Genomic DNA, 22,797 nt, shown 5'->3' on the forward strand with positions numbered 1-22,797 from the left:
GTTTAGAATTGGTTGTTGCTCCACACGGCGATGTTTTCTGCGCCGGGCATGTCCTTGTTCGGATTGCGCAGGCGGGCGAGGTAACTCGTGCGCGGGCGGGTACCGATGTATTTGAGCACCTGATAATCGCGAGGTGATGCCTTCGATTTGGTGACGGCGGAATTCGGATCGGCCAAATCACCGAAGATGATGGCGTCGGCCGAGCAGGACTGCTGGCAGGCGGTTTTCACAGTGTCGGTCGGCACGCGGAAGTCCTTGGAGTCGCGCTGCACCTGCTTCTGCAGGATTTTGGCGGATTCGAGGCGCTGCACGCAGTAGGTGCACTTCTCGATGACACCACGCATACGAACGGTGACGTTCGGGTTGCGCTGGAGGCGGAGGCTTTCGTCCTCGCGCTTCTCGCCCAGAGGGCCGGCGTAGAGGTTGCCGACTTTCAGGCCGAGCACGGAAGTTTCGATGAGCGGATTGCGCTTGTTGTAATCGAAAAAGTTGAAGCGGCGGGCGGTGTAAGGGCAGTTGTTCGCGCAGTAGCGCGTGCCGATGCAGCGATTGTAGGCCATCGCGTTGAGACCATCGGGGGTGTGAACGGTAGCGTTCACAGGGCAGACGGTTTCGCACGGGGCGGATTCACACTGCTGGCAGGCCACAGGCTGCTGCACCATTTCGGCGTTCTCAAGCTGCTCCGGCGTGGCGTTGTCTTCAGCGAAGGTACTTTCCTGATCCACACCCACGGAGCCGTCTTCATTCTTGTGCGTGCCCCATTTGGACACGGCGAAGTAGCGGTCCATGCGGATCCAATGCATCACACGGCCTTTGCGCACCTGATCTTTACCGACAACTGGAATGTTGTTTTCGCTCTGGCAGGCGATGATGCAAGCCGTGCAACCAAGGCACTTGCTGAGATCGATCGTCATGCCCCACTGGTGCTGCTTCTCGTAGTCGAAGCCGTCTGGATTCGTCTCGGATTTGACACCGACCTGCCCTTTGTAGAGGGAAATATTTTCCGGGATATGGCCGTCCATGCCGGTCTTCTGGGCAAAGGCGACATCCTTGTTGAAGGTGTCGAGCGTACCTTCACGGTACACAGCGCGGCCTTCCATCGTGTTCTGCGACTGCGTGATGGCGAGTTCAGCGACGGTGGAGAGGACTTCGATCTTGGCACCGCTCAGGACGAACGTGCCGGGCTGCTTGCGCAGGGCATAGGCGTTCACACCGCGGTCGCCACTGACCATGCCAACGCCAATCTGACCGTAGCCGAGAGGCAGGGTGATGGAATTGGAGACATGCCCGGGAGCTTCGATGGCGGGGATTTCAATTTCGGCGCCGCCGACGGTGATTTTGACGTGCTGGCCTTCTTTGAGACCCAGACGACGGAAGGTGAAGGAGCCAATCCAAGCCGCATTTTCCCAGGTGAGTTTCGTCACTGGATCGGGCGCTTCTTGAAGCCAGGCGTTGTTGACGTAGCGGCCATCATAGACGCTGGAGTCAGGCACGAGGACGACTTCGAGAGCATCGTCCGTCGGAGCGACGACTGGCGTGGCTTTCGCGACGAAGTCAGCGACTGCGGCGACATTCGGGGCTCCGGCGGCCTTGGCGTAGGCGGAACCTTTGAGGAAACCGTCACGCAGGGTGAAATTCCATTTCGTTTCGTCGAGGCTGCCAGCCACGGTGGCGAAAGTGTCGCGCACAGCGGTGTAAGCGGCGTCTTCGGCCGGGGCAGCAGGAGCGGCGGCGGCACCAGCGGCGGCAGGCGCAGCTGCTTCGACCGGGCCGAGCTTTTTGCGGTCGAGGAGAGCCAGCAGGATTTCCACACGGCTGGCACCGTCAAACAACGGTGCGATCATCGGCTGGACGATCGAGTATGTACCATCAGCGGCACGCACGTCTCCCCAGACTTCAAGATAATGAGCGGCTGGAATATGCAGCGCAGCCTGACGTGACGTGACGTTTGCCTGAGTGCCGAAGTGAATGAGCTTCACGCCTTTGTCTGCCACAAGCTTGGCCAGTGCCGCAGCATCCGGTGCATCATAGTAGAGGCTGGCAGGAGTCAGCGAAATGAGTGTTTTCACCTGACCACCACCGATTGCAGTCTGCAAATCGGCGAAGGTGCCGAGCTCAGGAGCCGCAGGTGCTTGAAGGAGGTCGATGGTTGAACCGTAAGCGCCCAAGGCGTTGTTGATCGAAGCGACCAGTGCATGCACTTCCGCGCCATAGCGGGTACCAGCGAGCACGACGGCCTTGCCTTTGTTGTCGATCAAATCACGCACCGCAGGAGCGATCCAGTCTTTGAGGCTTGCGGGTGCCGTATCAGCCAATGCCTTGGCGGAGGCGTCTCCAAGCTGAGCAGCGATCAAGGCTGCGGCCACAGGGATGAGACTTGCCGCGAGCGGCTTGCGATGATCGGCCATGCCACCGGTCAGCGTGTAACGATTTTCCAAGACGTAGAGACGGTTCATGTCCGCCGTCGCCTTGTCCTTAGCACGATGCTTGGTGAAGGCAGAGATGGGCTCGCCTGCCACAGGGTCCACCCCGAGGAAATCGCAGTCCAGTGAGAGAATGCGCATCGCGGAGCCGAGCTTCACGAAGGACTTCACATCAGCGCCCAGCACTTGCTTGCTCGCTGCGGACTGGCCTTCGCCACCCACTGCTTCGTATTGGAACAGTTTAATCTGGGGAAAAGCAGCCTTCACCTCGCCCAGCAGACGCTGGTAGGTCGGAGAAGTGGAGCCGCCCATCACGATGCCAAGGCTGGCACCTGAGGACTTTTTCGCTTCAGCAATGGCTGCAGAGAGCAGTTCGTTCGCCTTGGCCCAGGAGAGTTCCTTGCCAGCGCCCATCGGCTTCTGGGAGCGCTCAGGATCGTAAAGATCCAGCACGGAAGCCTGTGCAAAACTGCTAAGACCGCCACCCAGCGGGTGCAGCGGATTCGGGGAAAGATGAGTCGGACGACCTTCGTGGGTAGTGACCACCAGGGGCACAGCACCGCCGTTTTGCGGCATGGATGTGGCGTACATCAGCGACTTGCCCGGCACCATCCATTCGACGTGCTGGGTGTAAGGCAGGATGTTGATGAGCGGACGGCGGCAGCTGGCCAGACCCATCATGCCCACGCTGGCACCCATGATCTTCAAAAACTCGCGGCGGCTGTTCTCACGCTCTTCCTCGTTCAGGGTGTCCCCCTCAGGGAATTCACGGCCCAGATTCTTCAAGAAATCTTCACGACGGTCCAGTTCGGCGACACTGCGCCAGTAACGCTTAGCGTTCTGCGGCTCCTCAGGATGCTTCCAAATTTTTTTCATGTGTCAGAAAAAGGGGCGGCGGGTTAGCGATGGCAGGTGGTGCAGGATTCCGGCGGCTGAATCTGCCAGTGCTTCTTAATCTGGGTGCCCACTTCAGTCTGGGTCACTTTTTTGCCGTAAGTTTTCTCCGCGAGAGCGACGATCTGTTCAAGGCTGTCAGCCTTGGCGCCTTCACCGCCGATCGTAGTGGCGATCTCGCCTGCCGGAACCTTCTTGTCGAGGAGAGTCTTATAAAACTCGTCACGCTTCAAATCATCAGGCTTGTAGTCCAACTTGGTGACGAACTCGAGAGGGCGCAGGCTCTTCTCGGGATTGCGGTGGCAGTCAAGGCACCAGCCCATGGACTGGGGCTGATCGTGGCGGACGACTTCCATCTCGTTGATCTTGCCGTGGCAGTTCACGCAGGAGATGCCGCGGTTGAGATGGGCGCTGTGATTGAAATAGACGTAGTCAGGCGCCTTGTGGACTTTGACCCAAGGGATCGAGCTGCCGGTTTCGTTGGCTTTGATCACCATCTCCAGCTTGGGAGAGTTGCTGCGGATATTGCCTTTGCCCGGGCCATGGCAGTTGAAGCAGGTCTGATTCGTCGGCACATTCGAGTGGCTGGAGGACTCAACGAAGCTGTGGCAGTACCGGCAGTCGAGCGCGAGCTGTCCCGCATGGATCTTGTGCGAAAAGGGCACAGGCTGCGTCGGTTCATAACCTACGCGAGTGTATTTTGGTGTGAAGTAGTAGGCAATGCCGACACTCACGCCGAAGGCAATGAACACGACGGCAATGGCGAGCTTGAGCGGCAGCCAGTTGCTCCAACGCGGAAAAAAGTTAGCCATAGAAAGTGTCGGAAAGATGAGCTTGTGAAAAATTTCACAAGGGATTTTAGAATAGGGAGACGAGAGCAGGTTTGCAACCGTCATCTTGATTTTTTTGAACTTTTATGCGCAATGCTTGTCTATTGCGATTCTGTCTCAAAAAAATACTGAGGAGTGCTTCAACCCCATTCGACCCAGAGCACATTGTGCTCGAAATCCAAGGTCACTCGATAGTCCTCAAGCAGGTAAGTGCCAAGACGTGACGGACCAGGCATCACATCCACCTGCGCGAAGGGGTAATAAGACCCAAACAGGCCGAGGGACCTGAACTCCAGGACCCGCACATTGGCCTCCTTAGGAGTCTGCGCACCGCCGACACCCGTGATCAGGTAGTTTCCGCCCACATCCCAACCGCCATTTTTATAGCCAAGTACTTCAGCGACACGGCGGTCCAGCTGCACACCGAAAACAGAACCGGAATCGACCACACCCTCCCAGGAAAGCCCGCGGCATTTGAGCAGCGTCGTCGGCACCCCGTGCTTCATGCTCAGGCTGGCCTTGTGCATGTGCTTGCGAACAGGACCGGGAAAACTGCGGGTCAGGCCAAACTCAAACTCCTCCTCTAAAAAATCGAGCGTCGCGTACTTGCAGTTTTTGGCCAGCATGTTCACGCCCAGCAAGGAGATCCCCAAGTGCTCCTTCAGCATGCCGCTGCCTATGGCCGTGCGCTGCATGCGGATGATGCAGGGGAGGTTCTCCAGCCGCCACGTGCCGATCTGCAGGGTAGGAATGATCGCCGCCATGCCCGGTTCTTTTCCCAACACGCCCACCATGGTGGGACGTATCTGCGGCACGGTGCGCAGGCCGTATTCCACCGCCTGTTCCGCATCGAAAACACTGCTGGCCGCCCCGGTGTCGAGCATGAACTTTTTTGGTTTGTGGCCGTTGAGACTGACTTTGAGGTACGGAACGCCATTCTCATAATTCATGGGCACCTTGAGCACACCCTCCGGCGGCGGCACGCTGTGCGTTCGGATGTTCATGCCGCCCTTTTCTGTCAACTTGACCTCAGATGCCGAAATCGCCTGGGCCTGCAACTGTTTCTGCATCTCATCTGGCAGCGCCTCATTTTTCACCGCAAACGAGTCGGCGCATCCCGTGAGACTTATCAAGGCGTTGAGCACCAGAGCCATTCTTAAGACGATGGTGAAGTGCGTACGATTCATGATGCGCAAGTCATCCATGGAAGGGTTGCCACTGTCAACCGGCGCTGCGCACAAGAGTTGCGGTCAACGCTCCAGCCAGAGCGCATTGCCACGAAAATCCACGGTCAGACGTGTACCCTGCCAAAAGCGTGACCCGATGCGCATGGGCCCCGGCATGACGTACAAAGTTGCCCTTGGGTGAGTCTCCCCGCACAGCGTGGCCGCAGGCACTTGAATCGTGCGCGCACCCACCTGATCCGCCTGCACACTGCCACCCACACCACTCAGGATCAGACCTCGGCCCATGCCCACGCCGTCGTGGGCATGTCCCAGCCGTGCGGCGGTGCTTTGATTGATCACGATGCCCCAAGTTGAACCCGAATCCACCACCGCGTCCCAGGAGATGCCGCCGGAGCTGACACGAATGACGGGCATGCCCATCGACCAGCGCAGCGGCGTGCGCGTCACCCTGCTGCGCGTGGGTTGAAACGTGCGTGAAAAACCCAGCTCAACCGTGTTGCGCTGGTAATCAAGAGTCATGAAGCTGCAATGCCGGCGCAAATGATCCATGCCAAGGATGGCGCTGCCAAGCCCGTCGGGTCGAAAGTTGGAAATGCCGCGCACCAGGCACCGCACATTGGTGGTGTGCCATTGGCCGAGGTCCAGCGTGCTCATCACCGCCTGGCTGGCATCCGCTGTCCCATGAACGCCGCGAATCTGCAGTCTGCGCCCACCGGAGGGGAGAAGACCGCAGGCGGTCGCCACGTCAGGCTCGAACACGCTCAGAGTAGCGCCGGTGTCCAACAGCAGCAGGATGGCGCGCTGGCCGTTGATGCTGGCCATGACATGCGGCGTCCCCGCACGGAGCTGCATGGGCACCGCCACATCCGCCATAGGATTCTGCGGTGCCACCGCCAAAAACGGCACCCCACAAGATGACATCAGACATACGATCAGAACTGCGAAGGGTGTTTTCATGCGACTGAAGCATGACTACCTCCATTCCACGCAGACGCATCCGGTGGTTTTGCGAAGTGAGATGACGATTCCTTCAAATCACACACAAAACCTTGTGCGCAGCGGCGTATTGTCGGAGACTTCTTTTTCTTTCTGCCAAACGCCTCATGCGCGACTACTTCATCCGCCGCTTCTTGCTCATCATTCCGACATTGATCGGGGCGACGCTGGTGGTGTTCGGAATCACACGGGTAACCCCGGGTGGTCCGATGGAGCGGACGATGCAGATGGCGATGATGAATGAGAAGGGCGGGGGCAAAAACGCAGGTGCCTCGCTTTCCGAAGAGCAGCTTGCCGATCTGGCCTCCTACTATGGCTTCGACAAATCCTTCCTGTACGCTTACGGCATGTGGCTGGGCGTCCTGCCGCGTGAGAACACACCGCAGTTTGTAAAGTTTGAAAAGGACGTGAAGGAAATGCCGGTCAGCCTGAAGGTGCTGCTGCCCCGGGAGCAGTGGACTGCCACCAATGCTTACAAGGTCACCCCGGCCACGCTTTCCCGCGATGGGAACCTCACTGCGTCAGACCCCACGACATTAGAGGGCTGGAAGACAAGGGTGGAACCAGAGAAACAGCATGTGGTGGTTTACCGGCCGGTATTCAAGGGAATGTTCCATGGCTACTTCCACCTCTCCACCAGCTACAACCAGCCAGTGCTGGAGATGATGCTGTCCAAGATGCCGGTTTCCATCTTTTACGGCCTGACCAGTTTCATCCTGAGCTATCTGGTTTGCATTCCTCTGGGCGTGCTGAAGGCCATCAAGCATCGCACGATGATCGACAACGTCACCTCGATGCTGATTTTTATCGGCTACTCCATTCCGGGCTTCTTGCTGGGCAGTCTGCTGGTGGTGTACCTTGCCGCACGTCATGGCTGGTTTCCCACGGAAGGCTTTACGGGTGAAAACTTCGCCTCTCTGGGTTTTTTCGGAAAGGTGTGGGACGTCATCCATCACGCGATTTTACCGCTCATTTGCTACATGATCGGGAGCTTTGCCTTCATGACCATGCTCATGAAGAACAACCTCATGGACAATCTGGCGGCGGATTATGTGCGCACGGCCATTGCGAAGGGTGCCAGCTTCCGCCGGGCAGTGATTGGCCACGCGCTGCGGAACTCGCTCATCCCCATTGTCACCACGTTGGGGAGCATCACGACTATTTTTGTGGCGGGCTCCATGCTGATCGAGAAAATCTTCCAGATCGACGGCTTTGGCCTGCTGATGGTGCAGAGCATCTCCGACCGCGACTACCCGCTGGTGATGGGGATTCTCACCGTCGACGTTGTGCTGATCATGCTGGGCAACATCCTGTCTGACTACCTGGTGGCGCTCACTGATCCACGCGTCCGTTTTGAATGAACCCACACGCCGCATGACCCCACGCACCACCGGCATCTGTCTTCTTGTGTTCGCGGTTTTATCCGCAGTCTTCCGGCTGTTGCGTGTGCTGGTGCCGGTGTTCAAAGCGCCGTTTTTAGGAGGAGACGTACTGGGCTTTATCCTGCTGGCAGTGGTGGGGGCCTTTGGCCTTCGCTTGATATTGCGCGCTCGGAACGAGTGGCAGTTCAGCCCGCTGACCTTGAAGCAGCTGCGGCGTTTCCGCTCGCTGCGGCGGGGTTACGTGTCTTTCGTGTTGCTGTTGGTGCTCTCAGGGCTGGCCTCGTTGGACAATCTGATCGTGGGCAAACGCGCGCTCGTGGTGAAGCACGCAGGTCATTATTATTTTCCCTTCCTCCGCAGCGACTTCCTCCAGGGCAAAACCTTCGGCTTCGCCTCCTCCGCCGAGGTGGACTACCGCGAGCTCCAGGAACTCTGCCGGTTGGAAAAAAAGGGCAACTGGGTGCTGATGCCACTGGTTCCTTACTCGCCCAAGCTCGACTCGCCTCCAACCATCGAAATATTGGACCTGCGCGGAGAAGTGCTGTACCTGCCAGGCTCCTCCCGTCCGTTGGACGGCACAGCCTACACGGTGTTCGCCAGCAACATGGAGCAGAAGCGCCGGGAGTTCCAATTCCGCAAGGGGGTGAAGCATGGCGACTTCCGCGGCTGGAACGAGGCGGGCGAGCAGGTCGAGAAAGGCCGCTATGAAAATGGCAAACGTGTGGCTTACACCGACTTCAGCGAGGGCAAGGCGGCAGCCCTGGAGCCGATGGCTCATGCGGAGTGGAAGAGGCTGGTCTATCCCCCCTCAGAGCCGTCCGCCATTCACAAGCACTACCTGGGCACCAACGGCACCGGGCAGGACGTGCTGGCCATGCTTTATGGCGGCTGGCAGCAAGTGCTGGTGGCGTCCGTGCTGTTTGTGACGCTTGTTTTCGGTGTGGGCATCATCGTGGGCGGGGCGCTGGGCTATTTTGGCGGTGTGGTGGACATTGTTGGCCAGCGGCTGATTGAGGTGTGGTCGGTTCTGCCGTTCCTTTTTTTGGTGTCCATTGTCAGCGCCTTGGTCAGTCCCAGTCTGACGGTGCTGGTGATGTTGATCGCCGCGTTTGGCTGGATGAGCACCACGAGCTACCTGCGCACAGCGGTCTATAAAGAGAAGACGCGTGACTATGTGGCTGCCGCGCGCCTGCTGGGTGCCAGTACGCCGCGCATTATCTTCCGCCAGGTGCTGCCAAACGTCATCGCCATCCTCGTCACGCTGGCACCCTTCGAGGTGTCCGGGGTCATCACTTCATTGGCCGCACTGGACTTCTTGGGCTTCGGCCTGCCGCCAGACGAGCCGAGCTGGGGCCGCCTGCTTCACGAAGGCGTGGATAATTTCTCCTATCCCTGGATCGTGAGCAGCGCCTTCGCCGCCATGGCCTCCGTGCTGGTCCTGATCACCTTTGTCGGTGAGGCCGTGCGTGAGGCGTTCGATCCGAAGAAGTTCACCATCTACGAATGAAGCAAGAGATCACAGTGGAAGGAACAGCAGGTTCCAGCATTCGTCGCACGGCGACCTTCATGCTGATTGCCACGGCGGCATGTGTCGTGCTGTCCGCCTGCAAGCGCAGCGAAGACGTCCGTTTCCCACCCTATGACAACACCGTAGAGGTGGAGGCGGACTGGAAGTCGAAGCCGAATTTTTACCAATTCAAGACGCTTGCCGACGTGCCGGCGAACCTGAAGTGGGAGAATGGCATGGACCTGCCGGAGATCGGTGACCCGGCGGCAAAGAAGGGCGGCACCTTCAACTACGACATGCCGAATTTCCCGCCTACGCTGCGTTTCATCGGACCGGAGGGCGGCAACACCTTCCGCGGCCAGCATTACGACAACATCGAAATGAACCACGTGGTGCGGCACCCCAACGTGGACAAGTGGATGCCGTGCCTGGCCAAGGAGTGGGCCATCAGCGAGGATCGCAAGACGGTGTTCTTCCGGCTCGACCCGGACGCCACCTATTCCGACGGCGTGAAGGTGACGGTGGAGGATTATTTCATGTTCTTCTATGTCTCGATGTCAAAGTACGCGAAGGATCCGTACAAGGCGGACTACTTCCCGCGTGAGTTTGCTGCGGTCACGAAATACGACGAGCACACGATGTCCATCACGCTGACCAAGGTGAACCCCGACCCGGTGCTGATCGCGACGCTCATGCCTCTGCCGCGCCACTTCTTTCGTGAGTTTGCCGAGGACTTCCCAGCCCGCTACCAGTGGCGCAAGATGCCGACCACAGGTGCCTACGACATCCTCCCCGAGGATGTGAAATTCGGCCGCAGCATCACCCTCCACCGGGTGGAAAACTGGTGGGCCAAAGACAAGAAGTACTACAAGCACCGCTTCAACGCCGACCGCCTTGTGTACCGGATGGTCAGCACGATTGACAAGAGCTTCGAACTGCTGCGGCAGGGAAAGCTGGACCTGTTTTCAAGCAGCGCCCAAATGCTGCCGCCGACTTTCTGGTATGATCGTGGCGATGTCCCCGAGCTGCTAAACGGCTACCTCGAACGCTACACTTTCTACAACCAATATCCTCGCAACCCACGCTGCATTTACATCAACACGGGCAAGCCGTTGCTGGACAATCTGGACGTACGCGTAGGCGTGCATCACGCCTTTGACATGGAGAAGGTCATCGCCGTCGTGCTGCGTGATGACGCCTTGCGCATGCAAAGTGCCTTTGCAGGTTTTGGCCGTTTCACCAGCCCCAATCTGCACGCACGCACGTATGACCCGGCCAAGGCGCGGGAGGCGTTTGCCAAGGCGGGCTTTACCAAGTCGGGGCGCGACGGCGTGCTGATGAACGCAGAGGGCAAGCGTCTCTCCTTTGTGCTCTCGCTTGGTGCCATGCCGCTCTACACCCAGGCGGGGCTGATCTGGAAAGAAGGCGCGCTGAAAGCCGGGCTGGATCTACAGATCGAGTCGCTGGACTTCACGCAGCTTTTCAAGAAAGGCGGCGAGAAAAAGCACGACCTGATCCTCGCGGGTTTCGGGGCCGGGCCGCCGTATCCTGAGTTTTGGCAGTTCTATCACAGTGACAACGCTTATGAGATCCTGCCAGACGGCACGCGCAAGCCGAAGACGGACACCAACAACTTCACCCAGACCGCCGACCCTGAGCTGGACAAGCTCATCATCCAGTGCCGTGAAGCGCCCAATGAGGACGAGGTGCAGCGGCTGAGCTGGATCATTGAGGAGGAGGCGCAACGGCGCGCCACTGAGATCCCCACCTGGGAGGTGCCTCTCTATCGCTACTTCCACACCCGATGGTTGCGCTGGCCCGCCGACGGCAACTGCAAATACAGCCGCGAGGGACAGGATAGCTTCGTGTGGTGGATCGACGAGGACATCAAGAAGGAAACCCTTGAGGCCATGCGCGTAGGACGCAGCTTCGGCGAGACGAGTCGTGTCTTCGACCAGTATCAGGACAAGCCATGAGCAACACCGCCCCCATCCTCGAAGTCAGAGACCTCGTCACCGCGTTTGACACCGACGCGGGCCGCATGACGGCGGTCGATGGCATTCGCTTTGATGTGCCGCGTGGCAAGACCTTCGGCATCGTCGGTGAATCAGGCTGCGGCAAAAGCGTCACTGCTTTTTCCATCACCCGCCTGCTGCCACAGCCGCACGGCAAGATTCTCGGTGGCAGCATCCACTTTGAAGGCCGTGATCTGGCGTCTCTGCCCATCGAGGAAATGCAGCGGGTACGCGGCAACGACATCAGCATGATCTTTCAGGAGCCCATGACGGCATTGAATCCTGTGCAGACTGTGGGCCGTCAGCTTGCTGAGGCCATTTTGCTGCACACGGAATGCAGCACAGCCGATGTGCTGGCCCGCAGCATCGACATGATGCAGAAGGTGCGCATCCCGGCACCAGTTCAGCGCCTGAATGAATACCCCCATCAGCTCAGCGGCGGCATGCGCCAGCGGGTGATGATCGCCATGGCGCTGATCAACAAGCCGAAGCTCCTCATTGCCGACGAGCCGACCACGGCGCTGGATGTCACCGTGCAGGCGCAGATTCTCGAACTCATCGCTGATTTACAGCAAGAGATGGGCATGAGCGTCATCCTCATCACCCATGATCTCGGCGTCATCGCCCAGGTGTGTGATGAAGTGGCGGTGATGTATGCAGGACGCATCATTGAGCGTGCCGGAGTATTTGAACTCTTCGCACAGCCGCGCCACGCCTACACCCAGGGCCTGCTGGAAAGCATCCCACGCATCGACAGCATGCCGAAGACCCAATTGAAGGCCATTCCGGGCAACGTACCCGGCATCGCCGACTTCAAACCCGGCTGCCGTTTTGGCGAGCGCTCAGGTCGTGCGCACAGCGCCGAGCACCTGAACACACGCCCGCCTTTTGTCGAAATTTCCGCCAACCACTGGGTGGAGAACTGCCCCATCTGCGTCGCATGAGCCTCCTCACCGTCCAAAACCTCCAGCAGCATTTCCCCGTACGCGGCGGTCTGCTGCGGCGTTCCGTGGCCTCCTGCAAAGCTGTGGACGGCGTGAGTTTTTCCCTCGGTGAAGGCGAGACGCTCGGCCTCGTCGGTGAATCCGGCTGCGGCAAGACCACGCTCGGCAAAGCCATCGTGCGTCTGCTCAATCCAACCGCTGGCAGCATTCATTTTGAAGGCCAGGACATCACGCATGCCAGCATGCGAACTCTGCGGCCTATGCGGCGGCATATTCAGATGATCTTCCAAGATCCGGCCGAGTCGCTCAATCCACGCCACACCGTGCGCGATATTTTGGAGGAGCCCTTCATCGTGCAGAAGATCGGCACGCCGCCCGAACGCAAAAAGTGGGTGGCCGAGCTGCTCGACAAAGTCGGTCTCAGCGCGGCTTCTTCCGATCGTTTCCCCTTCGAATTCAGCGGCGGTCAGCGCCAGCGCATCGGCATTGCACGCGCCATCGCGTTGAAGCCCAAACTCATCATCTGCGACGAACCCGTCTCCGCGCTCGATGTCTCGGTGCAGAGCCAGGTGCTCAATCTGCTGCTCGATCTGCAGCGCGACATGGGCCTCAGCTACCTCTTCATCGCCCACGGCCTCAACGTCGTAAAACACATGAGTGACCGCGTGGCAGTGATGTATCTCGGCAAGATCGTCGAACTCGCGCCTGCCACAGAGCTCTATCAAAACCCGCGCCATGCGTACACGAAAGCCTTGCTCGATGCGATCCCCATCGCTGATCCGACGCAGCGCCGTGAACGTCAGCTTCTGCGTGGCGACGTGCCTTCGCCGATCAACCCGCCCCCCGGCTGCGCCTTCGGCCACCGCATGAAGCATCCGAAGTGGGAGCAAAGTGTGGGCATGGATCTGACGCTGAAGGAAATCGCGCCGGGACATTTCGTGCAGCCCTGTCCGTGCTGCACGTAAAAAACTCGATGTCGAACGGGACATCCTGTGAAATGATCTTCACATGAGCGGACGAACGGTTTCTGTCCCCAACCATCGCGAGACTGCGGTGGGCACATTGAAATCGATCATCACGCAAAGCGAATTGCAAGCGGACCTCTTCCGCAAGTAAGCATCAATGCGAAGTCGCCTTCTCCGCACCTAGGCCGGTGTGGGCGCGGACTTTGAGCTCGGCAAATTTGGCTTCGCCTTCAGAATCACGGGCGCTGAAGATCGTGCCCAGCCAGGCGGCAAGGAAACCGATGGGAATGCTGACGATGCCAGGATTGCTCAACGGGAAAGGAGCGCCTTCCTTGCCGTAGATGCCGCTGGGGCTGAGCAGAATGAGAACGATGGAAGCCACCAGACCGACCGCCAGACCGGCGACGGCTCCGGTGGTGTTGAAGCGTTTCCAAAACACACTCATCACGATGACGGGCAGATTGGCCGATGCGGCGACGGAGAACGCGAGACCGACGAGGAAGGCGACGTTCACGTCTTGCAGTTTGATCGCGAGAAAGATCGACACTGCGCCGACGACGAAGGCGGTGATGCGGGCGACGCGGATTTCCTTGCCGGGGCGGTTCTCTTTGCCGTGATGAATGACGTTGGAATAGAAGTCATGCGCAAACGACGCACTGGCGCTCATGGTGAGACCGGCGACGACGGCGAGGATGGTGGCGAAGGCCACCGCGCTGATGAAGGCGAAGAAGAACTCGCCGCCAAGCACCTGGGCCAGGACCGGGGCGACCAAGTTGGCATCCATTTTGCCGTCGCTGGTGAGCAGGGCTTTTTTGATGATGGTCGCGGCACCGAATCCAAAGAGGGTCGTCATGATGTAGAAGGCACCGATGATGGCCATGGCCCAGACCACGCTGGAGCGTGCGGTTTTCGCGTCAGGAACAGTGTAAAAGCGCACGAGGATGTGCGGCAGACCGGCGGTGCCGAGCACGAGGCCGAGGCATAGCGATATGAGATCGATTGGCCCCCATGGCCCCGCCACAGCGACACCGAATTTGAGACCCGGCTCCATGAGGTTTTTCGGCGTCTCAGTGCCGCCGTAGTCGGCATGAGCGACGGAGTTGAAGAATTCAGTGAAGCTGAAATGGTGAAACTTTAGGACAAGGTAGCTGAGCATCACCGCGCCGACCATGAGCAGGAGCGCCTTGACGATCTGCACCCAGGTGGTGGCCAGCATGCCGCCGAAGACGACATACACGAGCATGAGCACGCCTACGCCAACCACTGCCGGTTCGAAGCTGACTCCGATCAACTGCTTGATGATGGCACCTGCACCGACCATCTGCGCGATCATGTAAAAGGTGGAGACCACCAGCGTGCTGAGCGAGGCGAGGGCACGCACCGGGCGCGGCTTGAGGCGGTAGGCCAGCAAATCGGCCATGGTGTACTTACCCGCGTTGCGCAGCGGTTCGGCGACGATGAGCAGGACTGTGATGTAGGCGACCAGAAAGCCCACGGAGTACATGAAGCCGTCATAACCTGCGACATAGATCATGCCGGAAATACCGAGGAAGGACGCGGCGCTCATGTAGTCACCAGCTACGGCGAGGCCGTTCTGCCAGCCGGTGATGCTGCGGCCAGCAGCGAAGTAGGCGCTGGCTCCGGTGTTCTTCTTGGCCGCCCAGAAGGTGATGAGGAGCGTGAGGCCGACGAAGGCCAGGAACATGATCAAAGGTACATTGTTCATCGAAAAGGAAAGGGAGTCGAATTTAAGACGGGAGGTGCAACTGCAGGGGGCTTATTCCAGACCGTGGATCACTGAGGCGGCAGCTTTGTCCCACTTAGCGGCGACACGTACATAGAGAAAGGCCAGGACCCAGGCCATGATGAACTGCGACAGGGCGAACACGTAGGCCACATTGACCTCTCCCCAGACCTTCGTTTTCATCATCTCAGGGTAGTAACCCACCAGCACCGGCAGCGCGAGGTAGTAGAGCATGCAGAAGATAAAAGCCGGAATGATGAAGGCTTTTTTTTGCGCCAGCAGTGCACGGAATTCGGGTTTCGCCTCGAGGGCTTCCCAGTTCACAGGTGATTTTTCGCTCATAGTGGGCGCGAGAGTATGGAGACAGAGGCTGGATGGCAAGGGTGGAAAGCAGCGGAGACGAAAATGCCGCCTGTTTTCCATTCCCCATGACAGAGCGTTGCTTGACTCTTTATCCAATACCTCGAAAAAGGGCTCATGAATCCACGACAAAAGTGTTCCCACTGCGGGAAACTCGTGGATTTTCACGATGACTTCTGCACCGCCTGCTGGAGCCACCGCACCAAGGGAAAGGTGCTGACCGACGAGCAGATCGCCACGTGCGAGAAGCAGCTCGCCGCTGTGAATGACAAGAAACGCTGGCAGACTGAACTGGGTGTGTGGCAAACCCGGCTGCTCATTCCAGCCATACTGATGACGCTCTGGTGCCTTTTCGGGGTTTCCTTGCTGCTGCCCAACTTTCTAAAATACGGTTCAGGCCAGCTCGAATTCACCGTCTCGGCGCTCTGCGCGGCGGCTTTTGCGGGCGGTGGCTATCTGGTCGGCGGAGCCAGGGCGCTCCACATCGCCTGCCCCTTGCTGATCCTCGCCAGCCTTGCAGCCACTTACCACATCGGCGGTTTTCTGCTCGATGTGCTGCATGGCGATGCGGCATTCAGCAAAGGCTTTGTCTTCAGCGCCATTCGCCTGGTGTTCTGCGGCACGATTTTGGTCTCGTCCGTCATGATCCTGCGCCTCAAACGCCCTGCCGCCTCATAGGATCAGGTGCTGCTTCCACAAAAGCGGCAGGCAGGCATGGTTTGCGCGGCTTGTTCCTTGAGCAGTGTAAGTCCCTGCGCCACTGGTGCGGCGAAAATGGATGCTTGGATCGTTATCGGACTGCTCATCGTAGCCGTCATCGCTTTTGCCACGGAGAAAATCTCCGTGGATCTCGTCACATTGTCATTGCTCTGTGTGCTGGTGATGTGCGGCATTCTGAATGCGGAGCAGGCCTTTGGCAGATTTGGCGACCGTGTGATCATCCTGCTGGCGGCGATTTTTGTCATCGGTGCTGCTTTGCGTGAGACCGGCGTGCTGGACACGATGGGCGGTTTCCTAGCGCAGACCTTCGGCACGCATCCAAAGCGGCTCATGGGCTTCATGATGGCCGTCGTGGGCGGTATATCCGCCTTCATGAACAACACCACGGTCACGGCGGTGTTTGTCGGCCCGGTAATGGGCCTTTCGCGCAAGCTTCGCATCCCACCCTCACGCCTGCTGATGCCGCTGGCTTTTGCCTCGCTGATGGGCGGCACCTGCACGCTGATCGGCACCTCCACCAACGTGGCCGTGAGCGGTGCCATCACCAAACTGGGGCTGGAGCCGCTGGGCATGTTTGAGCTGACCTCGATCGGTCTCGTGCTCATGCTGGCCGGCATCCTCTACATGGTCTTCATTGGCACCCACCTGGTTCCGGAGCGTGACCGCGCTTCCGCCATCGCCGGGGACGCCATGCGTGACTACTTTGCCGAAGTGATGGTGCTGCCCGATTCGCCGCTCATCGGCCAGGCCGCCTTCGATTCGGACTTTTCCGCGATGGAATTTCAAGTGATGAAGATCCGCCGGGGTGACCAGACGCTCGATGCCTCACCCAAGCTCCGCTTTCAGGAGCGCGATGTCGTGCTGGTGGCAGGCAAGGTGGAAAAGCTGATCCGGGTGAAGAAGATTGAGGGCATCGACATTCTCGAAGACGTCACTCTCCGCAGTTCCGGCGTGGACATCAGCGATGCCCAAGTCGCCGAAGTTGTCCTCACGCCGCGTTCCGGCTTTGTGGGCCGGTCCTTGCGCGAAAACAACTTCCGCCAGCGCACCGGTCTCTCGGTACTCGCCCTCATGCGTGGAGATCGTTCGCTGATGCATCACATGGCCAACGAAAAACTGCGGCCGGGCGATGTGCTGCTCCTGCAGGGGCCGAGCGACCGCTTCCGCGTCTTTGAGGAAGGCAATGACCTGATTGTCATCACCCAGTACCAGTTCAGTTCGCAAATCCGCAGGCGTGGCTTCATGCTGCTGGGTAGCTTTGTTCTCGCCGTGATCGCCAGCAGCCTCGGCTGGGTGCCCGACACCGTCGCCTTTGTGATGGTCGCCATGCTGGCGGTCATCACGCGCTGCATCAAACTGGAGAACGCCTACGCCAACATCGACTGGCGGCTGCTCATCCTGATCGGAGGCATGATGGCCTTTGGCGAAGCGATGCAGGTTTCTGGCGCATCGACCATGGTCGCCAATTTCATCACCGGCTTGCTGCAACCCATGGGCGTCTTTGCGGTCTTCGCTGGCTTCTGCCTGCTGACAATGCTGCTCACCCAGCCGATGTCGAACGCCGCCGCTGCGCTGGTGGTGCTGCCCGTAGCTCTGCAGGCCGCTACGTTGATGGGTGCCAATCAGCGCACCTTTGCCATCGGTGTCATGCTCAGCGCCTCTGCGTCCATGCTCACGCCGTTTGAGCCGAGCTGCATCCTCGTCTATGGCCCCGGCAAATACCGCTTTGCGGACTTTATCAAAGTCGGCGGTGGCCTGACCCTGGTGATGCTCATTGTCATATTAACCATGGTGCCGAGGTTCTGGCCGCTGATGTAGTCCGCGTATCGACAGACACGGGTGCCTGTCGTACTACTCAATCAGGCCCGAGTCCCGTCTTCTGCTTCAGCACGATTTTTTCAATGGCCTTCATCTTCGAGTAAGGCGGATGTGGCAAAGGCACCAAGGACGCTATGAAGCCACCCTGATGCACCACGCCGCGTTCATGCGAGAACGTGAGGAAGCTGTGATGCCCGTGATAGCTGCCCTGACCGCTCTGGCCTGTGCCACCGAAGGGTAGATGCGGGTTCACAACATGCAGCAAGGTGTTGTTGATGACGCTGCCGCCGGCGCTGGTTTCACGCAGCATGCGTTGGATGAAAGTCTCATCATGACCAAAGGCATACAGAGCGAGCGGTTTGCCACCAGACTGGATGAAAGCGAGCACTTCATCCAGCGAATCATAAACGAGCACCGGCAGCAGCGGGCCAAAGATCTCCTCCTGCATGATGAGCATGTCTGTGGTGACACCGCTCAGCACCGTGGGCGATACATAGCGCGTGGCCTCCTCTGTTTCACCGCCAATGACGGCCTGCGCGCCTGCGGTGATGGAACTGTCCAGCAAATGCTTCATGCGCTGCCAACCACGCGCATCCACCAAGCGGGCAAAATCGGGTGAGGCACGGCGCTGCTCCGATGTGTCGCCATAAAACTCACGAATCATCCTGCTGATGGCCGACAGAAATTCGACGCACAAAGCGCGTGGCACCCAGACATGATCAGGAGAGATGCAGGTCTGGCCGGCATTGAGGAATTTGCCAATGGCAATGGCGAGAGCTGCTTTGGGAATGTCGCAACTCGCATCCAGTACCGCAGGTGATTTGCCACCGAGTTCCAGTGTGACACTGGCCAGATGCTGCGCTGCTTTGGCCATGATCTTTTTGCCAATCACAGGACTGCCGGTGAAGAATACATGATCGAAGGGACATTCCATCAGCGCTTCTGCGGCAGGCACACCGCCTCTGAAGGCAGCGACTTCGTTCGAAGGAAAAGTTTCATTGATGAGCTGTGTCAGCAGCTCTTCCGTGTGGGGAGTGCGATCTGACGCAGACATCATCACCACATTGCCCGCAGCGATGGCACCCACCAGCGGGAGCAGGAATAGATTCACCGGATAATTCCACGGCGCGAGGATGAGCACCTGGCCTTTCGGCTCATAGCGTACCTCGCTGCGTGACCCCAGCGTGAAGAGATGACCGCCCACACGCCGTGGCCTCATCCAGCGCTTCAAATTCCCACAGACAAACGCGATTTCATCTGTGACCGGCGCGATTTCGGAGATGGCTACTTCCGCCTGGCACTTGCCGAAATCTTTCTTCATCGCTGCCACAATCTCATGCCTCCGTGCAAGCAAGCCGGCCTTGAGCAGCTTCAGCCTGGCAATGCGCTGTTCCGCCGTGGTCTGTGCGATGTTCCAGCGATTTTTACGCTGCGCCTCAAAAACTTCCTTGATGTGTGAAGGGTCCATTGGGTTCGATTCCGCTTCAAAAACTGACTTGTTCCCAGCTCTTATGATTGGGGTTAGCTAGTTTGTTAAATTACTCATATCCGTAAGTACTGCGAACAAGCGCAACAAGTGGGTTCCCCTTTGGAAACACAAGGGTTCCACGGGCAGACGGGCTGTGAACGGATCCGGCAGGAATTGTGAGCGAGCTCGAACAACCCGGACTGTTCGCCCTTGCTCTCATACCTTGCGGTTTTGTTGGTCCAGTTGTGCACGAGTTGTTCGCAGCAATTCTCGGAGCGCTGGGTTGTCGAGCGCGGCTTGGGCAGCCACGACTTCGGCGTCTTTTTTGCTGCGGCCGGTGCCGCGGCCAAGCTGCGTGCCCCGCCAGGAGACGGTGGCGATGAAGTTTTTTGCGTGATCAGGCCCCTCAGCACCGACGATCTCATATAGAGGGGGTTCCACGCCCACCGCCTGAATGAGTTCCTGGAGCTGTCCTTTGGGATTAGCGTCCAATGGGCCGCGACTCAACGCTTCGAGATCTTCGGCAAAGAGCCGTGCGGCAAATTGATGGGCGGCGTCGGTGCCTGAATCGAGATGAATGGCCCCTGCGACGGCTTCGAGGGCATCGGCGAGGGTGGATTCACGATCCCGGCCGCCGTTGACCTCTTCACCACGCCCGATGTGCAGGTAGGCACCGAGTCCAATGCGGCGGGCGATGCGGGCGAGGGCCTTGGTGGAGACGAGCTGGGCGCGTGCCTGGGTCAAAACGCCTTCGTCTGCCTGGGGGAGGCGCTGAAAGAGCAGATGGGAAAGCGCGAGCTGCAGTACAGCGTCGCCGAGGAATTCCAGGCGCTGATTATCGGAATGAGCGCGCTGGTTTTCGTAGCCAACGCTGCCGTGCGTGAGCGCGAGCTGAAGCAACGCGGGGTCGCGAAAGGTGTGGTCGATGACTTGTTCCAGCGGTTGCATGAGTGCCTGTTAGTAGCCGGAAGTCCGGCAGCACTCCATGAAAAAGTGGGGTGACCGACGGGACTCGAACCCGCAACAACCAGAATCACAATCTGGGGCTCTACCGTTGAACTACGGCCACCATCTCTACCGAGAGTCAAGCATAGTACGCAGGAGGAACGTTTGCGCCAGCGAAAAAACAGGGGGGCTCAAAGTGCCGGTAGCGGCTGAGTTCAGCCCTTCCGCCGGAACCAGACCCATGGCAGGGCAAAGGCGGCGGTGATAAGCACGGTGAGCACGCCGATCATGGCTGTCATGCCGAGGGTGATGAGGCCACGATTGCTGCCGGCGGCAAGAGCCCCAAAGCCCAGGCCGGTGCTGAGTCCGCAGTAGGCAAGCGAACGGCCCAGTGACGCGATACGTTCGCGGGTCATTCCGGGCTCACGCAGGGAGTGCATGACATGGATGGTGAAATCGAGACCCAAGCCTAGGCAAAGCGGTATGGCCCCGATGCTCATGAGGTTCCAGGTCAGACCCCAGGCTGACATGCCGCCAAGGAGAATCCAGCCACTGGAAGCGAGGGTGAAAAAGGCGAACGTGCGCTCCCGCCAGCCGTGAAAGACCAACATAAACAAGATGCTGGCGATGACTGCGGTGGGCACGACGACGTGCAGGATCTCACGTTTTAGCAGGGGCTCCAGGGAGGTGCGCAGAAAGGCCCAGCCTGCAGCATGCGCACCTGGAACCTTTTCCAATTCGTGCAGCACGGGCGCGTTGTCCAGGGTGTGCCCTTGGGCGAGGCTCATGGAACCCATGGCCATCACTCCGTGTTTGTCGTGTTGTGAAACAATGCCGCCGAGATTTTCGAGGACGATGGGCTTGGGCCATAGCGGCAGCGCCGTTTTGGCGGCGGCCCATTCACGCCATTGCTTGAAGACGTTCTGCGTCAGGGCGTAGGCGACGTCAGTGAATCCGGCGGCATCGACGGCTTGTTTGAAGGCGTCTTCGCGTGCGGTGAGGGATTGCAGAACGGCGAGATTCGCCTTTTGCGCGGCGGCATCGGGCACCAACGCGAGGGGCAGCAGTTGCGCTTCGACTTCGTCGCTCTTGAGCACCTTTTGTGCAGCGAGGATGCTCTGGCGTAAGGCGGTGGCATCCGGGGCCGCAAAGACTAGCGGCACGTTGCGTCCTGGCTCGTTGCTGGTGTTGAGCATGCGTTGCTCGATGTCCTCCAAGACATCGAAGGCCTCGCTCTTGTCAGGCCGCAGCACTGCCGAACCGAAATCCATCTTCGGCAGGCCCTTCAAGCCCACCACTGCAGTGGCTGCGATCAGGGCGGCCAAGACCAGCCACACCATGATGCCCTGCATCCGCATGGCCAGGCGAATGGTGCCATGATGCTCCTCCAGTTTCCCCGTGGTCATGCCCAACGGTAGAAACCCGAAGATCATAACCGCTGCGCCGATCAGCACGCCGAGTGCCGACAACACCCCGAGCTGTGCAACGCCGGGAAGCTGGCTGAGGCCCAGCATGGCAAAGATGCCGGCGATGCTGACTGCAGACCACGTGACACTGGGCAGCGCACGCCGGCAGATGCTGCCAAATCGTTCACCCGGGTGCTCACGTGCGACGTGCAGACCATAGACGCCAAAGTCTTCGATCAAACCCGTCAAGATAGCCGCGAAGCCCATCGACATAACATTGAGCGAGCCATAGATCGCACCCGCTGTGCCGAGCGTGAGCAGGTTGGCGCACAGAATGGCGAGGAGCAGCCAGAGCAGCGGCTTCACACTGCGGTGCAGCAGCCAAAAGAGGAAGCCGACGATGAAGGTGACGGCTCCGATGGACTGCCGCATGTCCCCTTCCATGCCAGTCGCGATTTCTGCCTGAAACGCCGGATCTCCCGTGAAGCCGATCTTCACGCCTGTGAGTTCGCTTTGCTGTGGAAGCCATTCCTCGCGCACCGCTTTTTTGATCTGCGTGAGCCACGCATTGGCCGCGCGATAATCCGCGAGCGCCTGCCCCGGTGGTGTGATAAACAGCAGACGCAGCGTGCCATCGGCGCTGCTGAATTCATCGCCCATGAGGCTGCTCATGTCGCCACCGCCGCTCATGAGTGACAACGCACCGCGTGCGAGGCCGAGCGGATCGTAGCCGGTGAGCGTGGCGTTTTGCAGATCCAGCGAAGCACCTGCCGCTGCCTTGGATTGAGCCAGCAGCGCCGAGATCGATGCGGGATCAAGCGAGGCGATGAGCTTCGCCACTTCTTGCGGCGGCGCATTGAGCCAGAGATAGGCGACGACTTCGGCGATGATTTCAGGATCAGACTGCAGAAGAGATTTGCTGCGCACACTCGCGCATAGCTCGGGTTTCGCGGCAAGATGCTCGGCCAGCGCATCCGCCGTGACTTCGACCACCGCCGGATCTTCCGCCTGCACGGTGATGAGCAGCAGATTGCGCTTCTGCTCGCGCAGTAGGCGTGTGCCTTGCAGCCCCGGCAGCTCCTGCGGCAGCAGGCTCAGTGGATCGACATCGAAATCCAGCCGCGAAACACCGAATGTCCCCGCCACGATGACGAGAATGATAAAGAACAGGCGAAGCGAGGCGGGTTTCATGT

The 22,797-nt window shown here is 59.1% G+C and carries 16 protein-coding genes and 1 tRNA gene; 7 read left to right on the forward strand and 10 right to left on the reverse strand.

The genetic code is table 11. The features are described 5' to 3' along the window. Nucleotides 1-2: 2 nt before the first annotated feature. From PSV43_RS04290 to PSV43_RS04305, 4 genes are all read right to left on the reverse strand, one after another. On the reverse strand, nucleotides 3-3,299 hold the full coding sequence (locus PSV43_RS04290) for a TAT-variant-translocated molybdopterin oxidoreductase (protein WP_300194132.1): 3,297 nt from the start codon (nucleotides 3,297-3,299) through the stop codon (nucleotides 3-5). 23 nt (nucleotides 3,300-3,322) lie between these two features. Next, on the reverse strand, nucleotides 3,323-4,129 hold the full coding sequence (locus PSV43_RS04295) for a cytochrome c3 family protein (RefSeq protein WP_300194134.1): 807 nt from the start codon (nucleotides 4,127-4,129) through the stop codon (nucleotides 3,323-3,325). A gap of 158 nt (nucleotides 4,130-4,287) precedes the next feature. Next, entirely contained in the window at nucleotides 4,288-5,334 is a 1,047-nt protein-coding gene (locus PSV43_RS04300; RefSeq protein ID WP_300194136.1) for a retropepsin-like aspartic protease, read from the reverse strand. A 63-nt stretch (nucleotides 5,335-5,397) separates the two neighbouring features. Next, nucleotides 5,398-6,291: an aspartyl protease family protein gene (locus tag PSV43_RS04305; RefSeq protein WP_300194138.1), complete on the reverse strand. Its 894-nt coding sequence runs from the start codon at nucleotides 6,289-6,291 to the stop codon at nucleotides 5,398-5,400. Between the two features lie 146 nt (nucleotides 6,292-6,437). Between PSV43_RS04305 and PSV43_RS04310 the strand changes: the two genes are divergently transcribed. From PSV43_RS04310 to PSV43_RS04330, 5 genes are read left to right on the forward strand one after another with little or no spacing between them, the layout of a single operon-like run. After that, complete coding sequence (locus PSV43_RS04310) at nucleotides 6,438-7,691, forward strand: ABC transporter permease (RefSeq protein ID WP_300194140.1); 1,254 nt, start codon at nucleotides 6,438-6,440, stop codon at nucleotides 7,689-7,691. Between the two features lie 13 nt (nucleotides 7,692-7,704). Beyond that, nucleotides 7,705-9,219 (forward strand): ABC transporter permease subunit, encoded by a 1,515-nt coding sequence (locus PSV43_RS04315; protein ID WP_300194142.1) that lies wholly within the window; start codon nucleotides 7,705-7,707, stop codon nucleotides 9,217-9,219. After that, on the forward strand, nucleotides 9,216-11,195 hold the full coding sequence (locus PSV43_RS04320) for an ABC transporter substrate-binding protein (protein ID WP_300194144.1): 1,980 nt from the start codon (nucleotides 9,216-9,218) through the stop codon (nucleotides 11,193-11,195). Before PSV43_RS04315 ends, PSV43_RS04320 begins: the two co-directional genes overlap by 4 nt. Beyond that, on the forward strand, nucleotides 11,192-12,178 hold the full coding sequence (locus tag PSV43_RS04325) for an ABC transporter ATP-binding protein (protein ID WP_300194146.1): 987 nt from the start codon (nucleotides 11,192-11,194) through the stop codon (nucleotides 12,176-12,178). Before PSV43_RS04320 ends, PSV43_RS04325 begins: the two co-directional genes overlap by 4 nt. Then, nucleotides 12,175-13,143: an oligopeptide/dipeptide ABC transporter ATP-binding protein gene (locus PSV43_RS04330; RefSeq protein WP_300194148.1), complete on the forward strand. Its 969-nt coding sequence runs from the start codon at nucleotides 12,175-12,177 to the stop codon at nucleotides 13,141-13,143. The genes PSV43_RS04325 and PSV43_RS04330 overlap by 4 nt, the downstream gene beginning before the upstream one ends. A gap of 154 nt (nucleotides 13,144-13,297) precedes the next feature. Here the strand turns inward: PSV43_RS04330 and PSV43_RS04335 are convergent, their stop codons facing one another. Beyond that, nucleotides 13,298-14,869 carry a sodium/solute symporter gene (locus tag PSV43_RS04335; RefSeq protein WP_300194150.1) on the reverse strand — a complete coding sequence of 524 codons (1,572 nt, stop codon included), beginning with the start codon at nucleotides 14,867-14,869 and terminating at the stop codon, nucleotides 13,298-13,300. Between the two features lie 51 nt (nucleotides 14,870-14,920). After that, nucleotides 14,921-15,229 carry a DUF485 domain-containing protein gene (locus tag PSV43_RS04340; RefSeq protein ID WP_300194151.1) on the reverse strand — a complete coding sequence of 103 codons (309 nt, stop codon included), beginning with the start codon at nucleotides 15,227-15,229 and terminating at the stop codon, nucleotides 14,921-14,923. Between the two features lie 135 nt (nucleotides 15,230-15,364). On the opposite strand from PSV43_RS04340, the gene PSV43_RS04345 reads away from it, so the two are divergent. Both PSV43_RS04345 and PSV43_RS04350 read left to right on the forward strand, forming a co-directional pair. Further along, entirely contained in the window at nucleotides 15,365-15,925 is a 561-nt protein-coding gene (locus PSV43_RS04345; protein ID WP_300194153.1) for a hypothetical protein, read from the forward strand. 96 nt (nucleotides 15,926-16,021) lie between these two features. After that, on the forward strand, nucleotides 16,022-17,785 hold the full coding sequence (locus tag PSV43_RS04350) for an SLC13 family permease (RefSeq protein WP_300194155.1): 1,764 nt from the start codon (nucleotides 16,022-16,024) through the stop codon (nucleotides 17,783-17,785). Nucleotides 17,786-17,822: 37 nt separating this feature from the next. On the opposite strand, the gene PSV43_RS04355 is transcribed toward PSV43_RS04350, so the two are convergent. From PSV43_RS04355 to PSV43_RS04370, 4 genes are all read right to left on the reverse strand, one after another. Further along, nucleotides 17,823-19,253, reverse strand: a complete 1,431-nt coding sequence (locus tag PSV43_RS04355; RefSeq protein ID WP_300194157.1) for an aldehyde dehydrogenase family protein — start codon at nucleotides 19,251-19,253, stop codon at nucleotides 17,823-17,825. 216 nt (nucleotides 19,254-19,469) lie between these two features. Then, entirely contained in the window at nucleotides 19,470-20,201 is a 732-nt protein-coding gene (gene rnc, locus PSV43_RS04360) for a ribonuclease III (protein ID WP_300194159.1), read from the reverse strand. Nucleotides 20,202-20,247: 46 nt separating this feature from the next. After that, nucleotides 20,248-20,322: transfer RNA gene (locus PSV43_RS04365), tRNA-His, on the reverse strand. A 91-nt stretch (nucleotides 20,323-20,413) separates the two neighbouring features. Then, the coding region (locus PSV43_RS04370) for an MMPL family transporter (protein WP_300194161.1) at nucleotides 20,414-22,797 on the reverse strand (2,384 nt) is incomplete at its 5' end.

The organism is Prosthecobacter sp. (assembly GCF_029946185.1).
Classification (GTDB): Bacteria; Verrucomicrobiota; Verrucomicrobiia; order Verrucomicrobiales; family Verrucomicrobiaceae; genus Prosthecobacter.